Annotated in this window: 22 protein-coding genes; 1 reads left to right on the forward strand and 21 read right to left on the reverse strand. The window is 58.7% G+C overall.

From position 1 onward, the window contains the following. Positions 1-32: 32 nt before the first annotated feature. From fabG to rsmD, 11 genes are all read right to left on the reverse strand, one after another. Positions 33-776 (reverse strand): 3-oxoacyl-[acyl-carrier-protein] reductase, encoded by a 744-nt coding sequence (gene fabG / locus K341_RS0103665; protein ID WP_009438964.1) that lies wholly within the window; start codon positions 774-776, stop codon positions 33-35. 45 nt (positions 777-821) lie between these two features. Next, positions 822-1,757, reverse strand: a complete 936-nt coding sequence (gene fabD, locus K341_RS0103670; protein ID WP_026761893.1) for an ACP S-malonyltransferase — start codon at positions 1,755-1,757, stop codon at positions 822-824. 10 nt (positions 1,758-1,767) lie between these two features. Next, a complete protein-coding gene (gene fabK, locus K341_RS0103675) occupies positions 1,768-2,715 on the reverse strand; it encodes an enoyl-[acyl-carrier-protein] reductase FabK (protein WP_009372010.1) in 948 nt (315 codons plus the stop codon). Beyond that, the gene (locus K341_RS0103680) at positions 2,715-3,719 is read right to left on the reverse strand and encodes a beta-ketoacyl-ACP synthase III (protein ID WP_009372011.1); all 1,005 of its coding nucleotides are present in this window, start codon (positions 3,717-3,719) and stop codon (positions 2,715-2,717) included. The genes fabK and K341_RS0103680 overlap by 1 nt, the downstream gene beginning before the upstream one ends. After that, positions 3,712-4,722, reverse strand: coding sequence for a phosphate acyltransferase PlsX (gene plsX / locus K341_RS0103685; RefSeq protein ID WP_026761894.1), 1,011 nt, complete (start codon positions 4,720-4,722; stop codon positions 3,712-3,714). Before plsX ends, K341_RS0103680 begins: the two co-directional genes overlap by 8 nt. 32 nt (positions 4,723-4,754) lie before the next feature. Then, on the reverse strand, positions 4,755-5,309 hold the full coding sequence (gene fapR, locus K341_RS0103690) for a transcription factor FapR (protein ID WP_009372013.1): 555 nt from the start codon (positions 5,307-5,309) through the stop codon (positions 4,755-4,757). Between the two features lie 155 nt (positions 5,310-5,464). Continuing rightward, entirely contained in the window at positions 5,465-5,644 is a 180-nt protein-coding gene (gene rpmF / locus K341_RS12250; protein ID WP_009658221.1) for a 50S ribosomal protein L32, read from the reverse strand. A 15-nt stretch (positions 5,645-5,659) separates the two neighbouring features. Further along, positions 5,660-6,160 (reverse strand): YceD family protein, encoded by a 501-nt coding sequence (locus tag K341_RS0103695; RefSeq protein ID WP_026761895.1) that lies wholly within the window; start codon positions 6,158-6,160, stop codon positions 5,660-5,662. Between the two features lie 84 nt (positions 6,161-6,244). Then, a complete protein-coding gene (locus K341_RS0103700; protein WP_009372016.1) occupies positions 6,245-6,778 on the reverse strand; it encodes a hypothetical protein in 534 nt (177 codons plus the stop codon). A 44-nt stretch (positions 6,779-6,822) separates the two neighbouring features. Then, on the reverse strand, positions 6,823-7,305 hold the full coding sequence (gene coaD, locus K341_RS0103705; RefSeq protein WP_026761896.1) for a pantetheine-phosphate adenylyltransferase: 483 nt from the start codon (positions 7,303-7,305) through the stop codon (positions 6,823-6,825). Continuing rightward, positions 7,302-7,859 carry a 16S rRNA (guanine(966)-N(2))-methyltransferase RsmD gene (gene rsmD / locus K341_RS0103710; RefSeq protein WP_026761897.1) on the reverse strand — a complete coding sequence of 186 codons (558 nt, stop codon included), beginning with the start codon at positions 7,857-7,859 and terminating at the stop codon, positions 7,302-7,304. The genes coaD and rsmD overlap by 4 nt, the downstream gene beginning before the upstream one ends. A gap of 176 nt (positions 7,860-8,035) precedes the next feature. Here rsmD and K341_RS0103715 point away from each other — a divergent pair, with 176 nt between their 5' ends. Beyond that, positions 8,036-9,718 (forward strand): DUF4127 family protein, encoded by a 1,683-nt coding sequence (locus K341_RS0103715; RefSeq protein WP_026761898.1) that lies wholly within the window; start codon positions 8,036-8,038, stop codon positions 9,716-9,718. Between the two features lie 41 nt (positions 9,719-9,759). Here K341_RS0103715 and K341_RS0103720 read toward each other — a convergent pair whose 3' ends face one another. From K341_RS0103720 to K341_RS0103765, 10 genes are all read right to left on the reverse strand, one after another. Beyond that, positions 9,760-10,527, reverse strand: a complete 768-nt coding sequence (locus K341_RS0103720; protein WP_026761899.1) for an ABC transporter ATP-binding protein — start codon at positions 10,525-10,527, stop codon at positions 9,760-9,762. Beyond that, positions 10,524-11,537 (reverse strand): FecCD family ABC transporter permease, encoded by a 1,014-nt coding sequence (locus K341_RS0103725; protein WP_026761900.1) that lies wholly within the window; start codon positions 11,535-11,537, stop codon positions 10,524-10,526. The genes K341_RS0103720 and K341_RS0103725 overlap by 4 nt, the downstream gene beginning before the upstream one ends. A gap of 8 nt (positions 11,538-11,545) precedes the next feature. Then, positions 11,546-12,610 carry an ABC transporter substrate-binding protein gene (locus K341_RS0103730; RefSeq protein WP_026761901.1) on the reverse strand — a complete coding sequence of 355 codons (1,065 nt, stop codon included), beginning with the start codon at positions 12,608-12,610 and terminating at the stop codon, positions 11,546-11,548. 99 nt (positions 12,611-12,709) lie between these two features. Next, complete coding sequence (locus tag K341_RS0103735) at positions 12,710-14,923, reverse strand: TonB-dependent receptor (RefSeq protein WP_026761902.1); 2,214 nt, start codon at positions 14,921-14,923, stop codon at positions 12,710-12,712. An 88-nt stretch (positions 14,924-15,011) separates the two neighbouring features. Further along, positions 15,012-16,643: a hypothetical protein gene (locus tag K341_RS0103740; protein ID WP_071604396.1), complete on the reverse strand. Its 1,632-nt coding sequence runs from the start codon at positions 16,641-16,643 to the stop codon at positions 15,012-15,014. Positions 16,644-16,708: 65 nt separating this feature from the next. Then, positions 16,709-17,608, reverse strand: a complete 900-nt coding sequence (locus K341_RS0103745; RefSeq protein WP_026761904.1) for a LysR family transcriptional regulator — start codon at positions 17,606-17,608, stop codon at positions 16,709-16,711. Positions 17,609-17,720: 112 nt separating this feature from the next. Further along, a complete protein-coding gene (locus K341_RS0103750; protein ID WP_009658226.1) occupies positions 17,721-18,254 on the reverse strand; it encodes an NYN domain-containing protein in 534 nt (177 codons plus the stop codon). Further along, on the reverse strand, positions 18,247-19,047 hold the full coding sequence (gene rlmB, locus K341_RS0103755) for a 23S rRNA (guanosine(2251)-2'-O)-methyltransferase RlmB (RefSeq protein WP_026761905.1): 801 nt from the start codon (positions 19,045-19,047) through the stop codon (positions 18,247-18,249). The genes K341_RS0103750 and rlmB overlap by 8 nt, the downstream gene beginning before the upstream one ends. A 49-nt stretch (positions 19,048-19,096) precedes the next feature. After that, positions 19,097-19,735, reverse strand: a complete 639-nt coding sequence (thyX, locus tag K341_RS0103760) for an FAD-dependent thymidylate synthase (RefSeq protein WP_009658275.1) — start codon at positions 19,733-19,735, stop codon at positions 19,097-19,099. Beyond that, positions 19,725-20,222, reverse strand: coding sequence for a Mini-ribonuclease 3 (locus K341_RS0103765; protein WP_009658220.1), 498 nt, complete (start codon positions 20,220-20,222; stop codon positions 19,725-19,727). The genes thyX and K341_RS0103765 overlap by 11 nt, the downstream gene beginning before the upstream one ends. Between the last annotated feature and the right edge of the window lies 1 nt (position 20,223).

Consider the following 20,223-nt stretch of genomic DNA (forward strand, 5'->3'; position numbering starts at 1 on the left):
ATCTCACCTCCTTCAAATGAATTGATTATATGCTACATAACCATGCCGCCGTCTACATTCAGCGTTTGGCCAGTAATATAAGATGCCGCGTCACTTACGAGGAAGAGAACGGCATCGGCGACATGCTCAGGTTTTCCGAGCGCACCGAGGGGAATTCCCTCGACGATCTTTTCACGAATATTGTCCTTGAGGACTGCTGTCATGTCTGTGTCGATGAATCCCGGCGCGACCGCGTTGACCGTCACGCCGCGCGGGGCGAGTTCCTTCGCCGCCGCCTTCGTGAACCCGATGACACCCGCTTTTGCGGCCGCATAATTCGTCTGACCAACGTTGCCGATCTCGCCGACAACGGAGGTAAGGTTCACGATGCGTCCGCTGCGCTGCTTCGTCATCAGCTTGGCCGCGGCTTTTGTGCAGGCATACACGCCCTTAAGGTTGGTATTGATCACAGTGTCAAAGTCCTCATCCTTCATGCGAAGGAGCAAGGTGTCACGTGTGATTCCCGCGTTGTTGACGAGGATATCAAGACCGCCGAATTCCTCATGAACCCGTGCGACCATCTCCGCCGCAGCGACAGCATCCGACACATCCGTTTGGATGAGCATCGCCGTACCGCCGCTTTGCTCAATAGCGGCTTTGACCTCCTCGGCAGCTGCGGTGTTGCCCGCATAGTTGACGGCAATCTTTGCGCCCTCCGCCGCGAGGCGGATTGCAATGGCACGCCCGATGCCGCGGGATGCGCCCGTTATGAGGGCGACTTTCCCACCAAGAATCATGAATGTCCTCCTTCTTGATTCCTTTCGACCGAACTCATTTAATCATTACTTCTTTAGTGTGTCAAGTGTTTTTTGCAGAGAATCGACATTCTCGACGTTCATGCTGACAAGCGATTTGTCGATGCGCTTGTTGAATCCCGCAAGAGTCTTGCCGGGGCCGCACTCAACGTAGGTGTCCGCGCCGAACTCCTTCATAGTCTCAACACAGGCAATCCAGCGCACGGGGTGATCCGCCTGCGCGATTAGATTTTTCTTGATCTCCGCTGCGCTCTGCTGGAGTTTGCCCGTATAGTTCGAGACGACCGGGAATGCCGCGTCGCGGATCTCTACTTTGTCCAGCTCTGCCGCAAGTTTTTGCGCCGCCGGCGCCATGAGTGTCGAATGGAACGGTGCAGAGACCGGAAGAATGACCGCCTTCTTCGCCCCCTGTTCCTTGAGCAGCTCTACTGCCCGTTCAACGCCCCTCACAGTACCCGCGATAACCGTCTGCCCCGGGCAGTTAAAGTTGACCGCCTGTACTGCGCCGGCGCTGCTCGCCTCGGCACATACGGCGACGATACGCTCGTCATCGAGCCCGATAACCGCAGCCATTGCACCCTCGCCGACAGGAACGGCTTCCTGCATATAGGCGCCGCGCTTATGCACAAGCAAGACGGCATCCTGAAACGACATCACGCCCGCGAGAACGAGCGCGCCATATTCGCCGAGGCTGTGTCCACCCGCCACTTCGGGTGTCACTCCCGCTTCGCGCAGCAGCTCTGCGGCGATGACCTCGACGGTCAAGATCGCCGGCTGCGTATGCTCCGTGAGCTGAAGTTTTTCCGCAGGACCTTCAAAGCAGAGTGTACTGATGGAATAGCCGAGCGCTGCATCTGCTTCGACAAAGCGCTGTTTCGCAAGATCGTAGCGGTCGAACAGATCCTTTCCCATACCGACGACCTGCGCGCCCTGCCCCGGAAAAATAAATGCTAGTTTTCCCATAGCGATCTCCTCACCGATAGACGGCACACGCCCGATCAAAGGCATCCGGCAGACCGCCGACAATGTCCTCGATGATCTGCTTGACCGGCTTGATGTCAGAGAGCATCCCCGAGATCTCGCCGATCATGACGGAGCCGTTGTCCACGTCTCCATCGTGGGTTGCGCGGCGCAGACTTCCTACACCGAGCTGCTCGAGTTCCTCGTGCGAGGCGCCCGCCGCTTCCATTTCCTCATATTTACGCGAGAGTTTGTTCTGCAAAACGCGCGCGGGATGCCCGAGCGAGCGTCCGGTGACGACAGTCGAACGATCCTTTGCCTTCAGGACGGCTTTCTTGTAATTCGGATGCGCAATACACTCTTCGCTCATCACAAAGCGCGAGCCCATCTGAATTGCCTGTGCGCCGAGCGCAAATGCCGCCGCCATACCGCGGGAATCGGCGATGCCGCCCGCACCGATGACGGGTACATCCACGGCATCCACGACCTGCGGCAAGAGCGCCATGGTCGTGATCTCGCCGATATGTCCGCCGGACTCCGTTCCCTCCGCGATCACGGCATCCACGCCGGTACGCACGAGGCGGCGTGCAAGGGCGACAGAGGCGACCACGGGGATCACCTTCGAGCCGATCTCCTTGAGCGCCGGAACATATTCGCCAGGGTTGCCTGCCCCCGTCGTAATGACGGGCACACGCTCCTCAAGCACGACCTGCATGACTTCCTTCACAAAGGGACTCATGAGCATGACGTTGACGCCAAAGGGGTTCTTCGTCCGATCCTTGACCTTGTGGATCTCACTCCGCAGCGCATCAGGCGGCATGTGTCCCGCCCCAATGAGGCCAAGCCCTCCGGCATTTGAGACGGCAGAGGCAAGCTCAGCTGTGCCGATCCACGCCATACCGCCTTGGAAGATTGGATACTTGATACCAAGCATCCGGCAAACCGGATTGTTTTCAAACATTAATTGTTTTCCTCCTTCGCCCACTTCATAATACACGATGCCCATGTAAGTCCCGCACCGAAACCTGCGAGGGCTATATGATCTCCCTTTTTGAAGCGCTTAGCGTGCGCCGCCTCCGCGAGGGCGACAGGGATGGATGCGGCAGACATATTGCCGTAACGATGAATATTTATAATAACTTTGTCCATCGGCATATGAAGACGCTTCGCCGCCGATTGGATAATACGGATATTCGCTTGGTGCGGTACGAGGAAATCGAGTTCCTCGCGCTGCATCCCCGCCCGTGCAAGGGATGTTTCAACAGTTTTTCCCATGACCTTGGTCGCAAAGCGGAAAACCGCCTTGCCGTCCATGTGGACATAGGTGAGACGCTGTTCGATGGTCTCAGGCGTCACGGGGCACAGGCTGCCGCTCGACGGAATATCGAGCGTGTCGCCGCCCGAGCCGTCACTGCCGAGGTCAAAGGCGCGCACGCCGTAGCCGTCCTCCACGGGGCCAAAGACTGCTGCGCCTGCGCCGTCACCGAACAGGATGCAGGTATTGCGATCCTGCCAGTCGATGACGCGCGAGAGTGTCTCACCGCCAATGACAAGCACATGGCGGTAAATGCCGCTCTCAATGAACTGTGCCGCAATGGAAGATGCGTAGACAAACCCGGAGCATGCCGCCGAGAGATCAAACGCCGCCGCATGCACCGCGCCGAGACGATCCTGCAGGATACAAGCCGTCGCCGGAATGATGCGGTCGGAGGTGAGCGTCGCCATGATGATGAGGTCAAGATCTGCGCCCGTAATCCCGGCATCGGCAAGCGCCATCTCTGCTGCACGCTGTGCGAGCGCCGAGACAGGCTCATCATCCGCTGCGATGCGGCGCTCATGAATCCCTGTGCGCTCAACAATCCATGCATCATTGGTCTGCACCATCTTTTCAAGGTCAAAGTTTGTCAGCACCTTCTCCGGGAGATAATACCCCGTCCCGATGATGCCCGCGCTGATCTTATGCATTCGAACGCTCCTCCTTCGCGAGAGCCTCGCGTATCTGATCGAGCACCTTTCCGTTGACATAGTCTACGGTTGCACCGATCGCGCTCGCAACGGATTTTGCATCGGACGAGCCATGCCCGATGACGCAGCAGCCATCTACGCCGAGCAGCGGCGCCCCGCCGTATTCCCGGACGTCAAGGCGTTTGCCGAGACGCCGCAGGGTCGGCACGAGGAGCAGTGCGCCGAGCTTTGCCATGAGGCCGCCGCTGCGCACTTCTTCCTTGATAAGACCCAAAATCGTCTTTGCAAGCCCCTCTGCAAATTTTAGCACAACATTGCCAACAAATCCATCACAAACGACAACATCAAAGCTGCCTTTCGGTACATCTCGCCCCTCGGCGTTGCCGCAGAAGTGAATATTCCGTTCAGCGGCAAGCAGTTCATAGGTTTCTTTCGCCTGTTCGTTCCCCTTCGTCGCCTCCTCACCGATATTGAGAAGACCGATGCGGGGCCGGCGCACGCCGAATACGTACTGTGCGTAAAAGGAGCCCATGACGGCGCTCTGTACGATATGCTCGGGCTTCGAATCCACATTCGCACCGGAGTCGAGCATGAGCGTGACGCCGTCCGGCGTTGGCATTGGCGTCGCGATGGCGGGGCGGCCGACACCTTTGATCCGCCGCAGGATGAGCTGTGCCGCCGCAACCGCCGCCCCTGTCGAGCCTGCCGAGAATACAGCGTCGCACGTCCCGTCCTTTACCAGGTGCGTCGCGACAACGACGGAAGCGTCTTTCTTAGCACGCACAGCCTCCGCTGGGTGTTCGTTCATTCCGATCACCTCGGCGGCATGGACGATGGAAATGTGCAGCGCGTCGATATTCTCTCCATGCAGCTCGGTGCGGATCTTCTCCTCATCGCCGACGAGAAGAATCTCACAGTCGTATTTCTTTGCTGCCTCCAGCGCCCCCCGAACGATTTCCTTCGGGGCAAAATCTCCGCCCATCGCATCGACCGCTATCCGCATCCTGCACTCCCTTCTCCTATGAGAATCCCGCGTTATTTTTCCAATGATACCACAATAAATTTTGCACGAAATACTTCTTTGTCTTCGCGGTACGTCTTGACCCACACAAAGGTCTTGTTTCCGCGTACTTTAACAATCTCCGCACGCGCAATCACCGTATCGCCCTTCCGAATCGGAACTTTATATTTCACATTTGCGACACCCGTCATAGCGACGGGGGCGTCGATGATTGCAAGAGCGAGTGAATTTGCCTGCGAGAAGAGCGCCGTTCCGCGCGCGACATCCAAATCTGCAAAGAGCAGGTCGTCCGTCACCTTGAGCGCCGACGTTCCGCAGCGCCCCAGATCGAGCGAGAGGAGGTCGCCGACAACCTCAGTGTGGGGGATGGCGCGAACCTTCTCGCGTGCGTGCTCGGCGAGCGTACGCACGCGTGCACGGAGCTCCGGTATCCCGAGCTCCGTCCGATCCAGGCGCACCGTCTGCACGCTGACGGCCAGTTTTTTGGCAAGCGCTTCATCCGTTAAAAAAGGTTCTTTGTGCACCGCACTGACCAGTATCTCCTGTCGGCGTCGTTTTTTTTCTGTCAAAACGCAGCCCCTCCTCTCTCATAAATTTAGCACCTGATGCTATCAGTATAAAAGCATTATACTAGGTACTAAAAAGAAAAGCAAGAGGTATCGGGCAAAAAATAAAAAGCCGCCGCAAAAAGCGCATAGGCTTCTTACAGCAGCTTCGTGTGGTCTCATTCAGCAGCCTCGGCCACAGGTTTTCCGTCATAATAGCCGCACTCCAGGCACACATGATGCGGGAGCTTCGGTTCATGACACTGCGGGCACGCGACATAGTTCGGTGCCTCGAGCTTCCAGTTTGCACGGCGACGATCGCGGCGTGCTTTCGATGTTTTTCTCTTTGGTACTGCCACTTTGGATACACCTCCTTAGTCGTTCTTCAGCAGACTCTCTAAAGCCGCCAGTCGAGGATCGGGTACGAACGTATTGCAGCCGCACGCCCCCTCGTTCAGGTTCTGTCCGCAGACCAGACAAAGCCCTTTGCAGTCAGACTTACACAGCTCACGCAGCGGCTCAGCCACAAGGAGGGTATCACGCACGAGGTCGTCGATGACGATCTCGTCGCCCTCAACCACATTCTCCCCGTCCGCTTCTCCCGTAGTCTTCGCATAGTCTTCAGAAAAATCATGCGCAATGTCCCGCACGCCTTCGGTGAGACAGCGGTCACAAACGAACTCCTTCGACGCCGTAATGTGCCCCGCCACACGGAACGTCCGTCCCGTGTTCATCACCGTTCCCGCAACGCAAATATCACCGCGGAACTGAGGTGCGTCTGCCCCCATATCGAGCGAGACAGGGGATGCCGTGAACGCAAATGCGCGGCTTTCACCGAGCGCAAAAGCGGGTGCGGCAACGTCTATTTTCATCATGACGCATGACCTTTCACATTATAGCGATGCTTTTCTGCATTGTCAAGGAGCGTTTTTTATAGTTCCGCACTCCGATTGTTAAAATTACTGCTGTTCTCCCTGCGGCGCATTCATCTGTGCTTTTGCCGTACGCAGCACGTTCATCGCCTGATTCAGCCCCGCTTCCGCCTGTTGCACCCCCTTAAATGTGCTGCCAACGTGTGCGATCAGCTGCTCGAACACCTGATTTGCATAAGCGTCTGCATCACTCTGCAGTCGTGCTGCACTTGCCTGCGTCTGCTCCATCAGTTCGCGCGCCTGTTCCTGCGTTTGCTGTACAATGGCACGCGCCCGCTCCTTCGCCTGGATGACGATCTCGCTCTCCTCTAGGATCTGATTTGCACGCGCCTGCGCGGATTCGACAATATTCTTCGCCTCTTCCTGCGCCGTGCCGAGGATGCTGTCCTTCTCCGCTACGATCTGCGCCGCATTGTTCAGCTCTTTTGGAAGATCCGTGCGCAGTTCTTCCACCAGATGCACGATCTCATCGTCATTGACGAGCGCCTTATCCGTAAAGGGAAAGTGCGAAGCATCCGCTACCAAATCTTCCAGTTTTTTGAGCGTGTCCGTTACTGCCATAAATAAACTCCTTTACCAGTGCGCTGCGGCGCGTGAATCACTGCTTATTTTTTTCCATATAGCTTCAAAACTGCCCGCTCGACTGACGGCGGCACAATCCCCTGCACCGGACCGCGGAAACGGATAAGTTCCCGAACGCCCGAGGAACTGACAAAGGTCAGATCCGGGCGGGTCAGTAAAAAGATGGTATCACTCTCCGGCATGAGGTGGCGAATCATCGCCGCATGGTTCTCCTCATACTCAAAGTCCTTGACCGAGCGCAGCCCGCGCACCACAACGCGCGCATTTTCCTGCTGCATGTAGTCTGTGAGAAGTCCCGAGGAAACATCCACGCGGACATTTGGCACATGTGACGTCGCCTCGCGCAAAAATCGAATGCGTTCGTTTACAGGGAAGCAGCCTTCCTTTTGGATATTGTGAAAAATGCAGACGATGAGCTCGTCAAACATCGCTGCTGAACGCTCGATAATATCAATATGCCCTGTTGTTACGGGATCAAAGCTTCCGGCAAATACCGCCCGCCTCATATTGCAGCCTCCCGACGTTCATAAAAACAGATGCGCGCCGCGCCGTAACGCCGCTCCCGTATGAGTGAGAGCGCACCCACATGCTCTGCACATTCCTCTCCTGCCCCCTGCTCAAGAACAAAAAGTCCGTCTGCGGCAAGCAGGACGCCGGAATCCACTGCCCTAAGCACGCAGAGCGCATCACCCTTCGCATACGGAGGATCGGCAAAAATGAGATCAAAGGTGCGGCCTGCACGTGCAAGCTCTGCAGCATGTCCATAGACATCGCCGCGGCGGAGCTCAACACGCTGCGCGAGCTTCGTCCGCCTGGCATTCTCCACGAGGACATCATGTGTTGCGCGGTCGATCATCACGGCATGCGCCGCGCCGCGCGAGAGTGCTTCAAGGGCGAGCGCCCCCGTCCCCGCAAAGAGATCGAGTACCTGCGCATCCATGACACGGCTTCCCAGCATACTGAACAGCGCCTCGCGCGTGCGATCCGCAGTCGGGCGCGTTGCCTCTCCCGGCGGGGCTTTCAAACGGCATCCGCGCGCACTGCCGGTAATGATCCGCATTGTATCCCTCCCGGTATCCTACCATAGGTCTTGTTATTTTACCACATTTCCTATCCTTATTTCAACCTGTTGCGCCGCACTCGTTACCCTGTGATGAAAAATTGATGCACATGCATCTTTTCAGCCTGTGCGCGCTGTGCTATACTGTGCGGCAATGAAGAGAGGAGGCAGAAATTTTGCGTAAAGAATGGATTGTAATTATTTTTGCCCTCGTCTGCGCCGTTCTCTTCTTCCGATACATTCTGCACTCCCGCCCGGAGGGCATTCTCTATCCCCCCGTCCTCTCTGTGCAGGAGGGCGATCGCCCTATTCTCCTCGTACCGCTCGACTCACGCCCCCCGTGTACGGATTTCGTTGTGAACGGCGGAAAAATAGTCAGCCGCGAGATTCTCCTCCCTCCGTCTGAAATCATGGACTACTACACACAGCCCGGCAGCACGGCTGATATGCGCGCATGGCTCGCCGCACACATAGAGGATTCCTCCGCCGTCATACTCTCCGTCGACCAACTCCTCTCGGGGGGGCTCATCGCCGCACGTGAGGCTCATATTTCCAGGGAGGATATCGAGGGACTTGCCTCATATCTGCGCGCTCTGCACGGCGCACATCCTGATGTCCCCCTCCACGCCTTTTATATCCTCCCGCGCGCCGCGGCGCAGGACAGCATCGACGGGCTGCGCGCGCGCCGCGCTCTCCTCTCCTACGCGCGCCTCCTCGGGCGCATGGGCGAAGGAGTTCCCGTAGATGCCGACGAATTATCGCGTCTGCATGAGGACTTTACCAACGACGAATTAGAAAAATATCTCGCCCACTTCGAAGAGAGCACGGCGCTTGCCGCCATGCTCATTGAGCTTACGGAGGAGGGGGTGCTCGCGCGGCTCGTGCTCGGTCAGGATGACGGCGAACCGTATTCCGTGGGCAATCTAAAAAAGCAGAAACTGAGCGCCCTGCTTTCTGCGAAACATATTCCCGCCGACCGTGCCGTCATTGTGCATGGTGCCGACGAAATCGCACTCACCATGCTCGCGCGGCTCGCCGTCGACGAGATGCGCGAGCGTGGTACGGATGCGCCGCGCATCGCCCTCCGCTATGCTGCGCCGCCCATGGCGAATGCCGTATTCCCCTTCATGGCAGTCTCCAATGACGAAACGGCGCGCGAAAAGATCGCCCTGCTCGGATGCGCGGCGGACGACTCAGGCGCTGCGGACATCACGCTCTTCATCTCCGCGGGCGACCGCAGCGCGGATACGCTCGGCACGCGAGCTCCCGCCGCCGCATACATCAAAGGGCAGCTTGCAGCAAGAAAGCATATCGCGCTTGTCGACCTCTCCCGCAGGTTCAGCGCTGAGGAGACACTGCTCCCCATTCTCGTTGAGCATAATGTCCCCGTAAACGCTCTCAGCGCCTATGCGGGCTGGAACACGGCGAGCAATGCCATCGGTACGGCGCTCTCGGAGGCAGTACTCTATCACTGCGCGCTCGCACAGGCACAGATGCAGGAAGAACGTGAAGCGGCAACCTATGCCAACGTCACCTTCCTCACAGGGCGCATCGCGGAGGACGAATTTTATCTCAAGGAGGGCATCGACCGCATCAATGGGACACTGCATACTGCAGGTTTTACGAACACCGCCGATCTCGACCTAGAGAAAAATGCGCGCTGGGCGAACGATCTGCTCGCCCGTGATCTCACGCGCCGCATCGCCGCTTACGAATCGACCGCCGCATTCCGCGCCCCGTTCCGCGTCGGAAATACGACGTTCCAATTACACCGCTCAAATGCCGCGGCGTACTTCCCGTGGCCGCGCACCTTCGAGATCCGAATGCATACCGCACCGGAGATGACGATCGCGAGATAAAAGTGGAGCCGCTGCACGAACGCAGCAGCTCCACTTTTCTACTACAGTAATGTCAGCAGCCCGCGCTGCGTCTCACCGTCGACCTGCGCCTCAAGCACACGGCAGTCGATGTCAAAAAAGCGGCGCAGATTTTCCTCCGTGAGGATGGTCTGCGTCTCGCCGAATACATATGCGCCGCGGCGCATCATGAGGCTTTTATCTGATATTTTCAGCGCATTCTCGGGGGAGTGCGTATTCATAACAATCGTCATGTTCCGCTCGCTTGCCAGTTTTTTGAGCAGGCGCAGTACGATGAGCTGATTGTGGAAGTCGAGATGCGCTTCCGGCTCATCAAGGATCATGATCTTCGGTTCGGTCGCAAGCGCGCGCCCGATGTAGACCATCTGCAGCTGGCCGCCGCTGAGTTCGGTCGCACGCCGATCCGCGAGTGCCGAGGCGCCGACCAGCGCAAGCAGTTCCGTCACGCGGCGGCGATCCTCCTCGCTCGGCGTCCGAAAGAGTCCGATGCGCCGCGCCCGCCCCATCATGACCATCTCAAAGACGGTATAGGGAAACGCGGGGGCATGACTCTGCGGCACATACCCGATCTTGTCGCTGACGGCGTCGGGTACGGGAGGTTCCCCGGCCACCAAACAGCCGCCGCGCGTCCACGGCAGGATGCCGAGCAGACAGCGGAGGAATGTGGTCTTGCCGATGCCGTTGCGTCCGAGAATCGTCAGTATCTCGCCTGCGGCGAGGGAGAAGTTCAGCCCGGAAAAGAGTTCTGTTTTGCCGTCGTAAGAAAATGCGGCGTCCTTCACCTCGATCATGACCAATCCCCCATTTTTTCCCGCGTACGCTTGAGGAGTACGGCAAAGAAGGGTGCGCCGAGCAGTGCGGTGAGGATGCCGATCGGCAGCTCCGCTGCGAGCAGGCTGCGCGCACAGATGTCGACGAGTGCAAGAAAGATCGCGCCCACGAAGCAGGTTGCCGGCAGCAGCCGCTGATGATCGACGCCGACCATCCGGCGGCACATATGCGGAATGACGAGTCCGACCCAGCCGACGATGCCGCAGCTGGTCACGGAGAGCGCCGTGAGAACCGTCGCCGCGACGATGGCAATGTTGCGGATGCGCGCGGGATTCACCCCGAGGCTGCGTGCCTCCTCCTCGCCGAGCGAGAGGATGTTGATGCGCCAGCGGATCGCGATCAGGAGCGCGCCTGCGGCAATCATGGGCAGTCCGATGATCTGGAGTTTATCAAAGTCCGCCTTCCCAAGACTGCCCATGAGCCAGTAGGTGATGGCGGGCAGCTTGTCGTAGGGGTCGGCCGAGTATTTCACCAGCGAGATGAGCGCAGAGAAAATCGACGAGATGATGATGCCCGAAAGCACGAGCGACATCATCGAGACAGCCCCGCGGCTGCGCGAGAAGTAGTACGCAAGCCCGACACTCGCCATGCCGCAGGCGAAGGCGATGACCGACGTCCCCATGCCCGTCCCCCAGAGCAGGATGCCGAGCACCGCACCGAAACCCGCGCCGCTGCTGACGCCGAGCACATCGGGACTGACGAGCGGATTGCGGAAGATCCCCTGATATACCGCACCCGAGAGCGAAAGCCCCGCACCGACGAGCATGGCGAGGAGCGTACGCGGCAGGCGCAGTTCCAGTACAACGGTCGATGCCATATCCGTCCCTGCATTGCCTCCGGCCGCACGCACGAGAATGTCAAAGACGGCCCCCGGCTCGATCGCAAAGCGCCCCGCCGCAAGCGAAAGAAAGAATACGGCGATGAGCAGTACCGTCATGATCGTCCAGAGAGCTGCATTGCTTTGTTTCATAGGGCAGCTCACTCGTGCAGAATCATCTTGAGGTCGGCATCCGTCAGCGTGTATGAGAAGAATTTCTCATAGAAGCTGCGCAGATCGTCCGTCAGACGGTAGTCGCCGAACACATCCGGATGCAGTTTCTGCGCGACCCACTTGATCATCAGCGGCGTCTCGACGCAGGGCGCATCCCAGCGATAGAGGCCATTCGGCGCCTTGTAGACACGTCCCTCGCGCACCGCCTTGATGTTCTTCCAGTTCTGCCCCTCCAGTTTATCCTCGAAGAGATCGGCTGGCTGAATCGGATCAAAATTGCTGAGGATGATGACATCAGGATCCCACGCGGCAATCTGCTCCATCGTGACGGGCGTCCACTGCACCTGCACGTCCTTTGCAGGGTTCGTGCCGCCCGCCGTCTCGATCATCATCGTGTTGACGCTTCCGCCCGCTGCAACCTTCAGATCACGATCGCGCAGGTAGAGCACCTTCGGCTTCGCCTTGCCTGCAAGCGCCGCTTTTTTCCCGTCGAAATACGCCATCGTGTCCTGCTGAAACCCCACCAGATCCTCGGCGCGCTGCTCCTTGCCGAGCACCTGCCCGAGGACGCGGATGCCCTGCTGGACGTCCTCCATTGTGCCGTATTTCAGCGCAATCGTTGGAACCTTCAGCTTCTCGAGCTGCGCGATCTCATCCTCCTGATAGTTCCAGACGATGATGGCGCTCGGGTTCAGCTTGCCAAGCTCCTCCATGTGGAGGGAGAAATCCTGCCCGACGAAGTCTGTTGCGGCATTCGCCATCCCCGGCGCAAGCACCTTGAGCATGGACTTCTCATACGACGCCTTCGCCGACGGGTGCATGCCCGCAATGCGATCCCCCGAGCCGTCCACCGCAAAGACAACGGATGCCCACGGGATCGGTACGACGGCCAGGCTCTTGACCTCTCCCGGCAAATGTACCTCACGCCCGGTCGTATCCGTCACGACCCGCTCCGCCTTGGGCGCGGGTGTCTGCTGCTGCCCGCATCCCGCGAGCACAGCGCAGAGGAGCATCAGCGCTGCAAGAAAACCAATTGGCAAACGATGTTTCATGATCATCCTCCGAATCCGAATAAATTAGAATACGGGACCGCACCCCGCAGGCATATTCGCCTCAGAAACGGTCCCGTCTGTATCTTCTGTGCTGCGCCGTCAGAGATCAAACGTCGCGGAGAGCATAAACGTCCGCGGCATCGAGAGCAGCAGCTTGCTCCCCTGTCCCGGCTGCAGAATCCAGTAGCTGCGGTTGAATACGTTGTAGACGGATGCCTGCACGGAGACCGGCGTCGTCCCGATCTTCGTCCGGTAGTTTGCAAAGAGATCAAATACCGCCGAGGACGGCACAGAGAGTTCGCGGCGGCCGGTGCCGATGATCGTGCCGCGCGAGACGTAGTTCAGACGCCCCGTGATGGTCCAGTCCGCATTCGGCATATACTCAACCCCCGCAACGGCGCTCCACGGCGCCGAGCTGTCCGTCGGCAGGCCGTCGTTTACGCCGCCCTGCGTCCGCTGCTGGCGCGCATGGAGGTACTGAATCCCGCCGAATACGTTCCACTTCGGCGCGGCTGCGCCCGTGACGCTGAGATCGACGCCGCGGTAGCGGTTCTCGCCGTTGAGGCGGCGGAACTTCGTCCCCGGAACGGCAGGATTCGCGACATCGACATAGTTCGGCTGGTTCACGTCGAAATAGGCGAGCGCGGCATACATGCTGCCGAACTTGTACTTTACGCCGACTTCCTTCTGCGTGACCTTTACTGCGGGGAGAATCGCCCCCTCGTTGACATAGCCGCTGCCGACCACCTGCCCGCGTGTCGTGGCTTTTGCATACGCGCCGTAGACCGAGAGGCGGTCCGTCGGCGCATAGGTCACGCCGAACGTGGGCGCATACTGCGTATCCTTTGTCTCGCTGCCTGCAGCTGCGCCGCGGTAGTTTCCGTGGCGGCGCGTGACGGCCGCGAGCAGATTCCACTTCCCGATCTTTACATTGTCCATCAGGTTGATGCTCGTATCCATCTCCTGATACTGGAACTTCTGGCCAAGGCTGTCGGAGATGTCGTAGCTGTAGATCGAGGGCCGATAGATGATGCCGGAGTAGATATTGCCCGACACCTGCGCCCCCGCCCCATCGCGCCGCGTATTGTTGTACTGGACGCGCCACGAGCGGTCCACGGCGAGCGTCACGTCATGCTCCGCTGCGCCCGTGCGGAATTTATGGTTTACCCCGATCTGTCCGTAGCGGCTCTTGAGATAGAAATACTGCGACCAGACGCGGTTGTCGCGCAGGTTGCCGTCCCCATCGATCGTAACCTGAGTCCAGTAGATGAAGCGGCGGTTCGTCATGTCGTTCGTACCCGCGTTCAGGAACCACTTCGTATGCGGATTGATCTTCTGCTCGTGGTTGAGCGTGATCTGATAGCCGTCCCAGTCGCTGTGCATGAGGTTCGGATCATCGTAGCTGCGGCTCGCATCGGGCGCATTCGGCACCTGCCGCGCCGTGCGCTGAATCTGGAAGCGCCGCTCCGTCCCGCGCAGATGATCCTTGTAATAGCCGCCGAAAAGATTCGTCGTGGTCTTCGGTGTCTCGCGGCTCACATCGACAAAGAGGTTGCTCTTTCTCCGTCCCGCACCGCTGACGGAGAAGTTCCCCTCGCTGTGCTCGCCGTAGACACGCACGCCGAACGTACCGTCACCGAGACCGCTGCGGTTCACATCGATATAGCTGCCGTAGTGGCCGTAGCCGCCCATCGTCTGCCGGTAGCGCGTGAAGTCGCCCTTCTCCGGGCGTTTCGTATAGAGATACACGGAGACCGGCTGACCCCCGTCCGGACCATTGTACGACTGCACCGAGCCGGACAGCGTCGCTGCAGGCCCGACCATCACATCGGCACGTCCAATCGTATTCGTCACGGGACCCGCTGCCATGATGAAGAAGCCGGGCACATTGTTGAGGTACATCGCCGAACCGTTTGCAAGCATCCCGCGCGCGGAAAAATCCGTCTTAATGAGCGAAGTACCCACGCGCAGCGACGGCACATTGGCGAGTGCCTGATTGATGTCGCCCGCAGGCGCAACAAACGTGTCAAAATTCTTCGTCGTGAGGCTCTGCGCCGTATAGGGCACCTGCATCACATCCCGGTCGCCGAGGAGTCCGAAATGTGTCTCCTGCGCCTGAAATCCGCCCGGCAAAACGAGCCGTCCGTCCGTATCGGCAAGTGCACGCGTCCCCGTCACCGTAACTGCGGGCAGTTCATAGGTATCGACTTCCGCCTGCATCCTATCGCTCTGTATCTCAGGCTGTTCCGCACTTGCGATTCCGCTGCCCGCAAGCCATAGCGTAAGAAGAGATGCAATTTTTTTCTTTGTCATGTTCTAATCCCCTTTGATGTCGTCAACTAGAATTGTTTCATACTTTATCATAATCACTTGATTAGAACAATCGAAAAGATTAAAATCATTATTTCAGTTTTTTTGAAGTATCCCCCCCTCCCTGTATGCCAAGAAATGCGGCGAGCGCCCTCCGGAACGCCGCACCCAAGACGCCCCCGTCCGCGCACACAGCATCTCTGCCGGAGAGGTACCCGGTCGGTAGCGGCAACAGGCGTTTCTCGCCGAACACGATACAGAATGCAGGATCAGCGACCACGATATCAGCCGCATTCCACAGCGGCTCTAATTCTTCACGGGTTTGAAAGCACAATATTTCCTCACGCCCTGCCGCACGGCGATAGAGTTCCGCCGTCTCATCCGTCCACGCGTACGCCGCGCACCGAATGTCACAATACCCGTAAGCGCGCAGGACGCACACGATGGCACGCGAGGCAATCGGATCGCCGATGAGGAGAATACGTTCGCTGTTCCGCCCATATGATTTACTCCCTGCGGTCTCCTGCGCCGCATTCGCCCGGTACGTCCTGCCGAGCATCTTTGCCGCCGTCCGCTCCCATGCCGCTTTGCCCTGCGCACCGAGCGGCAGCGTTTGCAGCACAGGAATATCGTAAGTGTCATGCAGCCAGTCTGCCGCAGGCAGTCCCGCAGCTGATACGCACCAAGCAAGCACGGGGCGTTCCGAAAGAACATCTCGCCCCGCTATATGCATCCTATATCCGCGCTTTGCAAAAAAATCTTCCGCCGCTGCAAACTGTGCGCACGCACCGACAAGCATCTCGCTCCAACCGAGCACATACACACAGGATGATGTCGTCCCCCAATCTGCCGCAGCCTCCCATACCAAGGACAGAGACGCCGCCGCAATCCCCGTGACGGCATCCTGAAAGCCGCTCGTCGGGAAAAACTTCCCCTTGCAGCCGCAGGACGACAAATTTTCTAAGATAAATTCCTCCTGCATCCCCATGAATGCAGGCACGGGTGAGCCGAGAAGGTTCAGCTTTTGGAATGCGGCGCCCTCCGCAAGTTCTTCCACCTGCGTGCGTATCGTCTCTTCCATGCCGAAGATATAGTCCTCCGCCGCGGGAAGCGCGGCATAGACGTCCCGCCGTTCCCGCGTCATATCCATACGCGCGATGGGGCTGCGGCAGCCCGACGGTGTGACAAGCACATTCGCCGTATCCGCTGCGCGCAGGAAATCCGCTGCGCCCGCAATATCGCTCATGGGCGGCGGCAGAGATATATCCGCCTCGATGCACGTCTCCTCCGGCGGCAGGCTGCGCAGTATATCCTCCGCCGTCTCGTGCGGCATGGCGTCCGCCTTGGCAAGAGGTCCGCGGAAAAAACAGCGCACGACGCATCCCGTCTCCGCCGAAAGGCGCGCCTCTATATCCGCGAAGTCAAGCCGCACGAGGATATCGAGGCAGGAGAGATAGATGACGATCACACGCACACCGGGGAGATTTCCCGCCGCGCGCACCACATCCCGCAGCTTTTCCTCCATCGTACCGACGACATAGTCCTCCTCGCGCAGGATAACATAACGCAGCTGCGAAAGCACGCCGCGCAGCGCGGCTCTTTGATAGAGGCTGCGCAGACAGATCAGCGCTCCCGGGATGACGAGAACGAGATCGCGGCGCCGGCACAGAAGATCCATACTCGTATCAAACGACGTGATTTCCTCGGCAGCTATCTGTTCCATACGCATCTCTCCTCAATAAAAAAAGCACCCCGGCGCATCGCTGCGCCGAGACCTCCGGTCAACCGCTAGCAACTGTCCGCCGTGTCCTTATACTCCGACAAAACGTCGAAAAAGAGTGTCATCGCGGGGCTGTGCCATTTATTTTTTCGTGTGCCGCAAAAGGATCGGACGTGTATCTTTTCCGACGGAACGACGGCAAGCGCCTTGCGCGTTACGCGATCCTGCACGACGAAATCCGGCAGGAGCGCGACGCCCATGTCGTTTTCGATAAGGTTGATGATGGTCTGCGTGCTGCGCAGCTCGATGGTATTGTCAAATGTGATCTCTTTTTTGCTCAGATAATCGTCGAGCAGGGCGCGAATCTCTCCCGGCATCGGCGTCGAAACGCGCGTGATGTCCGCGACGGTTTGTCCGCTCGTCTTCATATCGGGGCAGCGCATGGCAACCGACGGCGACGCGTAAAAATGCGCCGTGCTGCTCTCAAATGCCCGAAAATCGAGTTGTTCCCGGTCTTTCTCATGCACGCTGTAGACAAACCCGATGTCGACGGTATCCTCGTGCAGCGCCGTCACGACATCGCGGCTCGTCAGCGAACGCAGGCGCAGATCCACGTGGGGCGCCTGTCTGTGCAGGCGCTTGAGGAGTGCGGGCAGGCGAAAACAGAGCATGGATTCGGGCGCGCCGATGGTAAGCGCCCCGCGATAATCCGAAATGTCGTATTGAAAATTTTGGATCTTGTGCGCGGCTTCGAGCACCTCGTCCACATACGGAACAAGAGCCTCCCCCGCCTGCGTTAAAATCATGCGGCGGCCGCTCTTTTCAAAGATCCGCACGCCCGCAGCCTCCTCGAGCTGCGCAACGTGAAAGGTGATCGTGGACGGGGTATAGTTGAGCCGCCGAGCTGCCTTTGAAAAACTGCCCGTGCGGATAATGGTCTTAAATGTCGTCAGGATTTTGAGTTCCATGCGTTTTCCTCATAATATACGCGCAATATACGGCAGATTCGGATGGAAAAGGCTGCAACTCATCTTTTCATATGTATTTTCTATCTCTAGCGTGACGGCTTTCCCTGCGGGTTTATTTCTTTCTGCGCAGTTCCTCGAGACGCGCGACGGTATCGGTGTCCAGCCGCTCATGCACCTCGATGCGTCCTGCGGGCTGCGTATGCGTGCCGATGTATTCCGCCTTCATCAGTTTCTTTGCTTTTTTGACGGCGCGGCGCAGTTCGGGCGAGGGGATGCGGTAAGCGCCCGCGCCGAGGATAACGCTCTGCTCGGCGCCGTCGGAGGTGACGACGTGAACTTCACGCCCATCGCGTACCGCACGATAGGCGAGGCGCTCGATGCAGCTGTCCGCCGTCTCGCCCGCGCCGGTGTAAATCACGCGCAGGCGTCGTCCGAGCTCGATGACGCGCTCTTCATCTTCAGTAAAGAGTGCATCAAAGACAATCGTCATTTCGTAGTTTTCAAATGCACCGTATTCGGCGAGAATGCGAACGAGCACGTCGCGCGCCTCGTCGAGGTTGCCGCGCAGCCGGATCAGCTCCGGCCACGCGTTGATGACATTGTAGCCGTCGACGATATAGTATTCGCATTCCCTTATCCTAGCCATGCGGCACCGCGTCTTTCGCTGTGCGCTGGCGCATCGCCTCGTACATGAGGATCGCCCCTGCGACGGACGCATTAAGCGAGTTGATCTTCCCGCGCATGGGCAGGCGCACGGTAAAGTCGCAGAGCTCGCGCGTGAGGCGGCTCATACCGCGTCCCTCGCTGCCGATGACGAGAACGAGCGCACCCGTCAGGTTCGCCTTGTCATAGGTATCGCTTCCCGCCATATCCGCCCCCGCGATCCAAAAGCCCTCTTCCTTCAGTGCGCGCATGGTCTGCGCGACGTTGCCGATGTGCGCGACGGGGACGTATTCGAGCGCACCTGCGGAGACGCGTGCCACCGTCTCGGTGAGCGGGACACTGTGCCGGCGCGGGAGGAGAATACCATGTACCCCCGCCGCGTCCGCCGTCCGCAGCAAGGCGCCGAGGTTGTGCGGATCTTCGATGCCGTCGAGGAGCAGCAGCAACGGCTCTTCTCCACGCGCCCGTACCGCAGAGATGATCTCTTCGACCGGCACATAGGAGACGGGTGCGGCGTAGGCAAGCATCCCACCGTGCCGTGCCCCCTGCGCCGCCGCATCAAGCTTTGCGCGCGATACGATGTCGACCGTAATGTCATGCGCGCGGGCAAGATCGCGCAGCTCCCGCACGCCGCTGCCATGCAGTCCGTCCGCGATGAGAATGCGGTTGATTCCGCGCCCCGCCTTGATCGCCTCGGTGATCGCATGACGCCCCGCGAGGATTCCCGCAGGAGGATCGACCGAATGCTCCTCAATGTGCCGGTTTTCCTGTTTCATGCCCGCGCTCCTCTCAGCGTTCCTATATGTATTCTCAGCCGCACGGCGCTTATGCACGCGGGATATATGTTTCGAGCCATGGTTCCTCTGCGACGATGAGATCGCGCATACGGAGCATCATTTCTTTGATCTCCCACTGCGCCCCCGGCGTCGTGACACGTTTTTCATAGACGTCCATGAAGGAGCGCAGATTGAGCGTCGTAACGAAATTCGTGCACGCGCCGCCCGGCAGAACAAACCGCGCATCCTGTTTAGCAACGCCGAGCGAGAGCAGATCGTCATACGCCGATTGGATCGCCTTCATGCACTCCATATAACGTGTATGCGCTTCCCCGTTTTCCATCACGGTATGTGGAACGACATGACCAAAGAGACCGCCCGGCTGCTTCTCGGACTGCTCGGAAACATAGCGTTGGCTCTGCACGCTCAGCGACACCCCGATGCGGTGGCGGCTGTACTGCGCGAGGAGTGTGCGCGAGACGTTCTTCACTGCAAATGTCATGGCGCAGTGCTCGATGACGCTCAGGTGCTTGCTCTTCATAATGCGGTCGATGAGGCGCAGCATCTCTTCGTCCGTCTTTTCCTGTACGATGAGCTCGATAGGGGAGTCCGCACTGTAGCAGGTGCGCGCTGCTGTCCAGCAGGTTCTGAGGTAGTTTGGCGTCTTTGAAATGAGTTTAATTTCCATTGTGATTGTTCCTTATCTGTTCCATCATCTCTTTAGCGATGATTTGAAACGCTGCTTCCGCGATCTCTTCGAGCCGTGCCGTCTCTCCGCGCATATAGAACGATCCGAGCAGCGCCTCAAAACCGGTGCTCGTGTGGTACTCTGCAACCGTCGCGCTGCGCGGCGCATGGCTCTTCGTATTGCGCGCCCGGCGGTAAATTGTCCGCTCCTCCTCCGAGAGCATCGACTCGATGCCGCGGTATGCCTTCGCCTGCCAGACTGCCGAGACGATCTGCGCGCTAAACGTATCGAGGATCTGCACCTTTGCCTGCTCGTAGGCAAGCAGCCGCATCCGCACATAGAGATGAAAATACGCGTCCCCCACGTAGGCGAGCACGAGCGGATGCACCTCCCGCGCATCAACCGTCTCGTAGCGTGTGATGATATTCCCCTCAGCATCCGGCGCGAACATCATATGCACAAGCTCTTGAAAGCGTTCAAATTTCATA

This window comes from Centipeda artemidis DSM 19719, assembly GCF_000426665.1.
Taxonomy (GTDB): domain Bacteria; phylum Bacillota; class Negativicutes; order Selenomonadales; family Selenomonadaceae; genus Centipeda; species Centipeda artemidis.

Bases quoted from the DNA above. Each gene is read 5' to 3' on its own strand.
- thyX (WP_009658275.1), bottom strand. From the start codon at position 19,735: ATGGAAATTAAACTCATTTCAAAGACGCCAAACTACCTCAGAACCTGC.
- K341_RS0103735 (WP_026761902.1), bottom strand. From the start codon at position 14,923: ATGACAAAGAAAAAAATTGCATCTCTTCTTACGCTATGGCTTGCGGGC.
- rlmB (WP_026761905.1), bottom strand. From the start codon at position 19,047: ATGAAACAGGAAAACCGGCACATTGAGGAGCATTCGGTCGATCCTCCT.
- K341_RS0103730 (WP_026761901.1), bottom strand. From the start codon at position 12,610: ATGAAACATCGTTTGCCAATTGGTTTTCTTGCAGCGCTGATGCTCCTC.
- K341_RS0103740 (WP_071604396.1), bottom strand. From the start codon at position 16,643: ATGGAACAGATAGCTGCCGAGGAAATCACGTCGTTTGATACGAGTATG.
- rsmD (WP_026761897.1), bottom strand. From the start codon at position 7,859: ATGCGGATCATTACCGGCAGTGCGCGCGGATGCCGTTTGAAAGCCCCG.
- K341_RS0103765 (WP_009658220.1), bottom strand. From the start codon at position 20,222: ATGAAATTTGAACGCTTTCAAGAGCTTGTGCATATGATGTTCGCGCCG.
- fabD (WP_026761893.1), bottom strand. From the start codon at position 1,757: ATGGGAAAACTAGCATTTATTTTTCCGGGGCAGGGCGCGCAGGTCGTC.
- fabG (WP_009438964.1), bottom strand. From the start codon at position 776: ATGATTCTTGGTGGGAAAGTCGCCCTCATAACGGGCGCATCCCGCGGC.
- coaD (WP_026761896.1), bottom strand. From the start codon at position 7,305: ATGAGGCGGGCGGTATTTGCCGGAAGCTTTGATCCCGTAACAACAGGG.
- K341_RS0103720 (WP_026761899.1), bottom strand. From the start codon at position 10,527: ATGATCGAGGTGAAGGACGCCGCATTTTCTTACGACGGCAAAACAGAA.
- K341_RS0103725 (WP_026761900.1), bottom strand. From the start codon at position 11,537: ATGAAACAAAGCAATGCAGCTCTCTGGACGATCATGACGGTACTGCTC.
- K341_RS0103695 (WP_026761895.1), bottom strand. From the start codon at position 6,160: ATGATGAAAATAGACGTTGCCGCACCCGCTTTTGCGCTCGGTGAAAGC.
- K341_RS0103745 (WP_026761904.1), bottom strand. From the start codon at position 17,608: ATGGAACTCAAAATCCTGACGACATTTAAGACCATTATCCGCACGGGC.
- K341_RS0103700 (WP_009372016.1), bottom strand. From the start codon at position 6,778: ATGGCAGTAACGGACACGCTCAAAAAACTGGAAGATTTGGTAGCGGAT.
- K341_RS0103680 (WP_009372011.1), bottom strand. From the start codon at position 3,719: ATGCATAAGATCAGCGCGGGCATCATCGGGACGGGGTATTATCTCCCG.
- K341_RS0103750 (WP_009658226.1), bottom strand. From the start codon at position 18,254: ATGGCTAGGATAAGGGAATGCGAATACTATATCGTCGACGGCTACAAT.
- plsX (WP_026761894.1), bottom strand. From the start codon at position 4,722: ATGCGGATAGCGGTCGATGCGATGGGCGGAGATTTTGCCCCGAAGGAA.
- fabK (WP_009372010.1), bottom strand. From the start codon at position 2,715: ATGTTTGAAAACAATCCGGTTTGCCGGATGCTTGGTATCAAGTATCCA.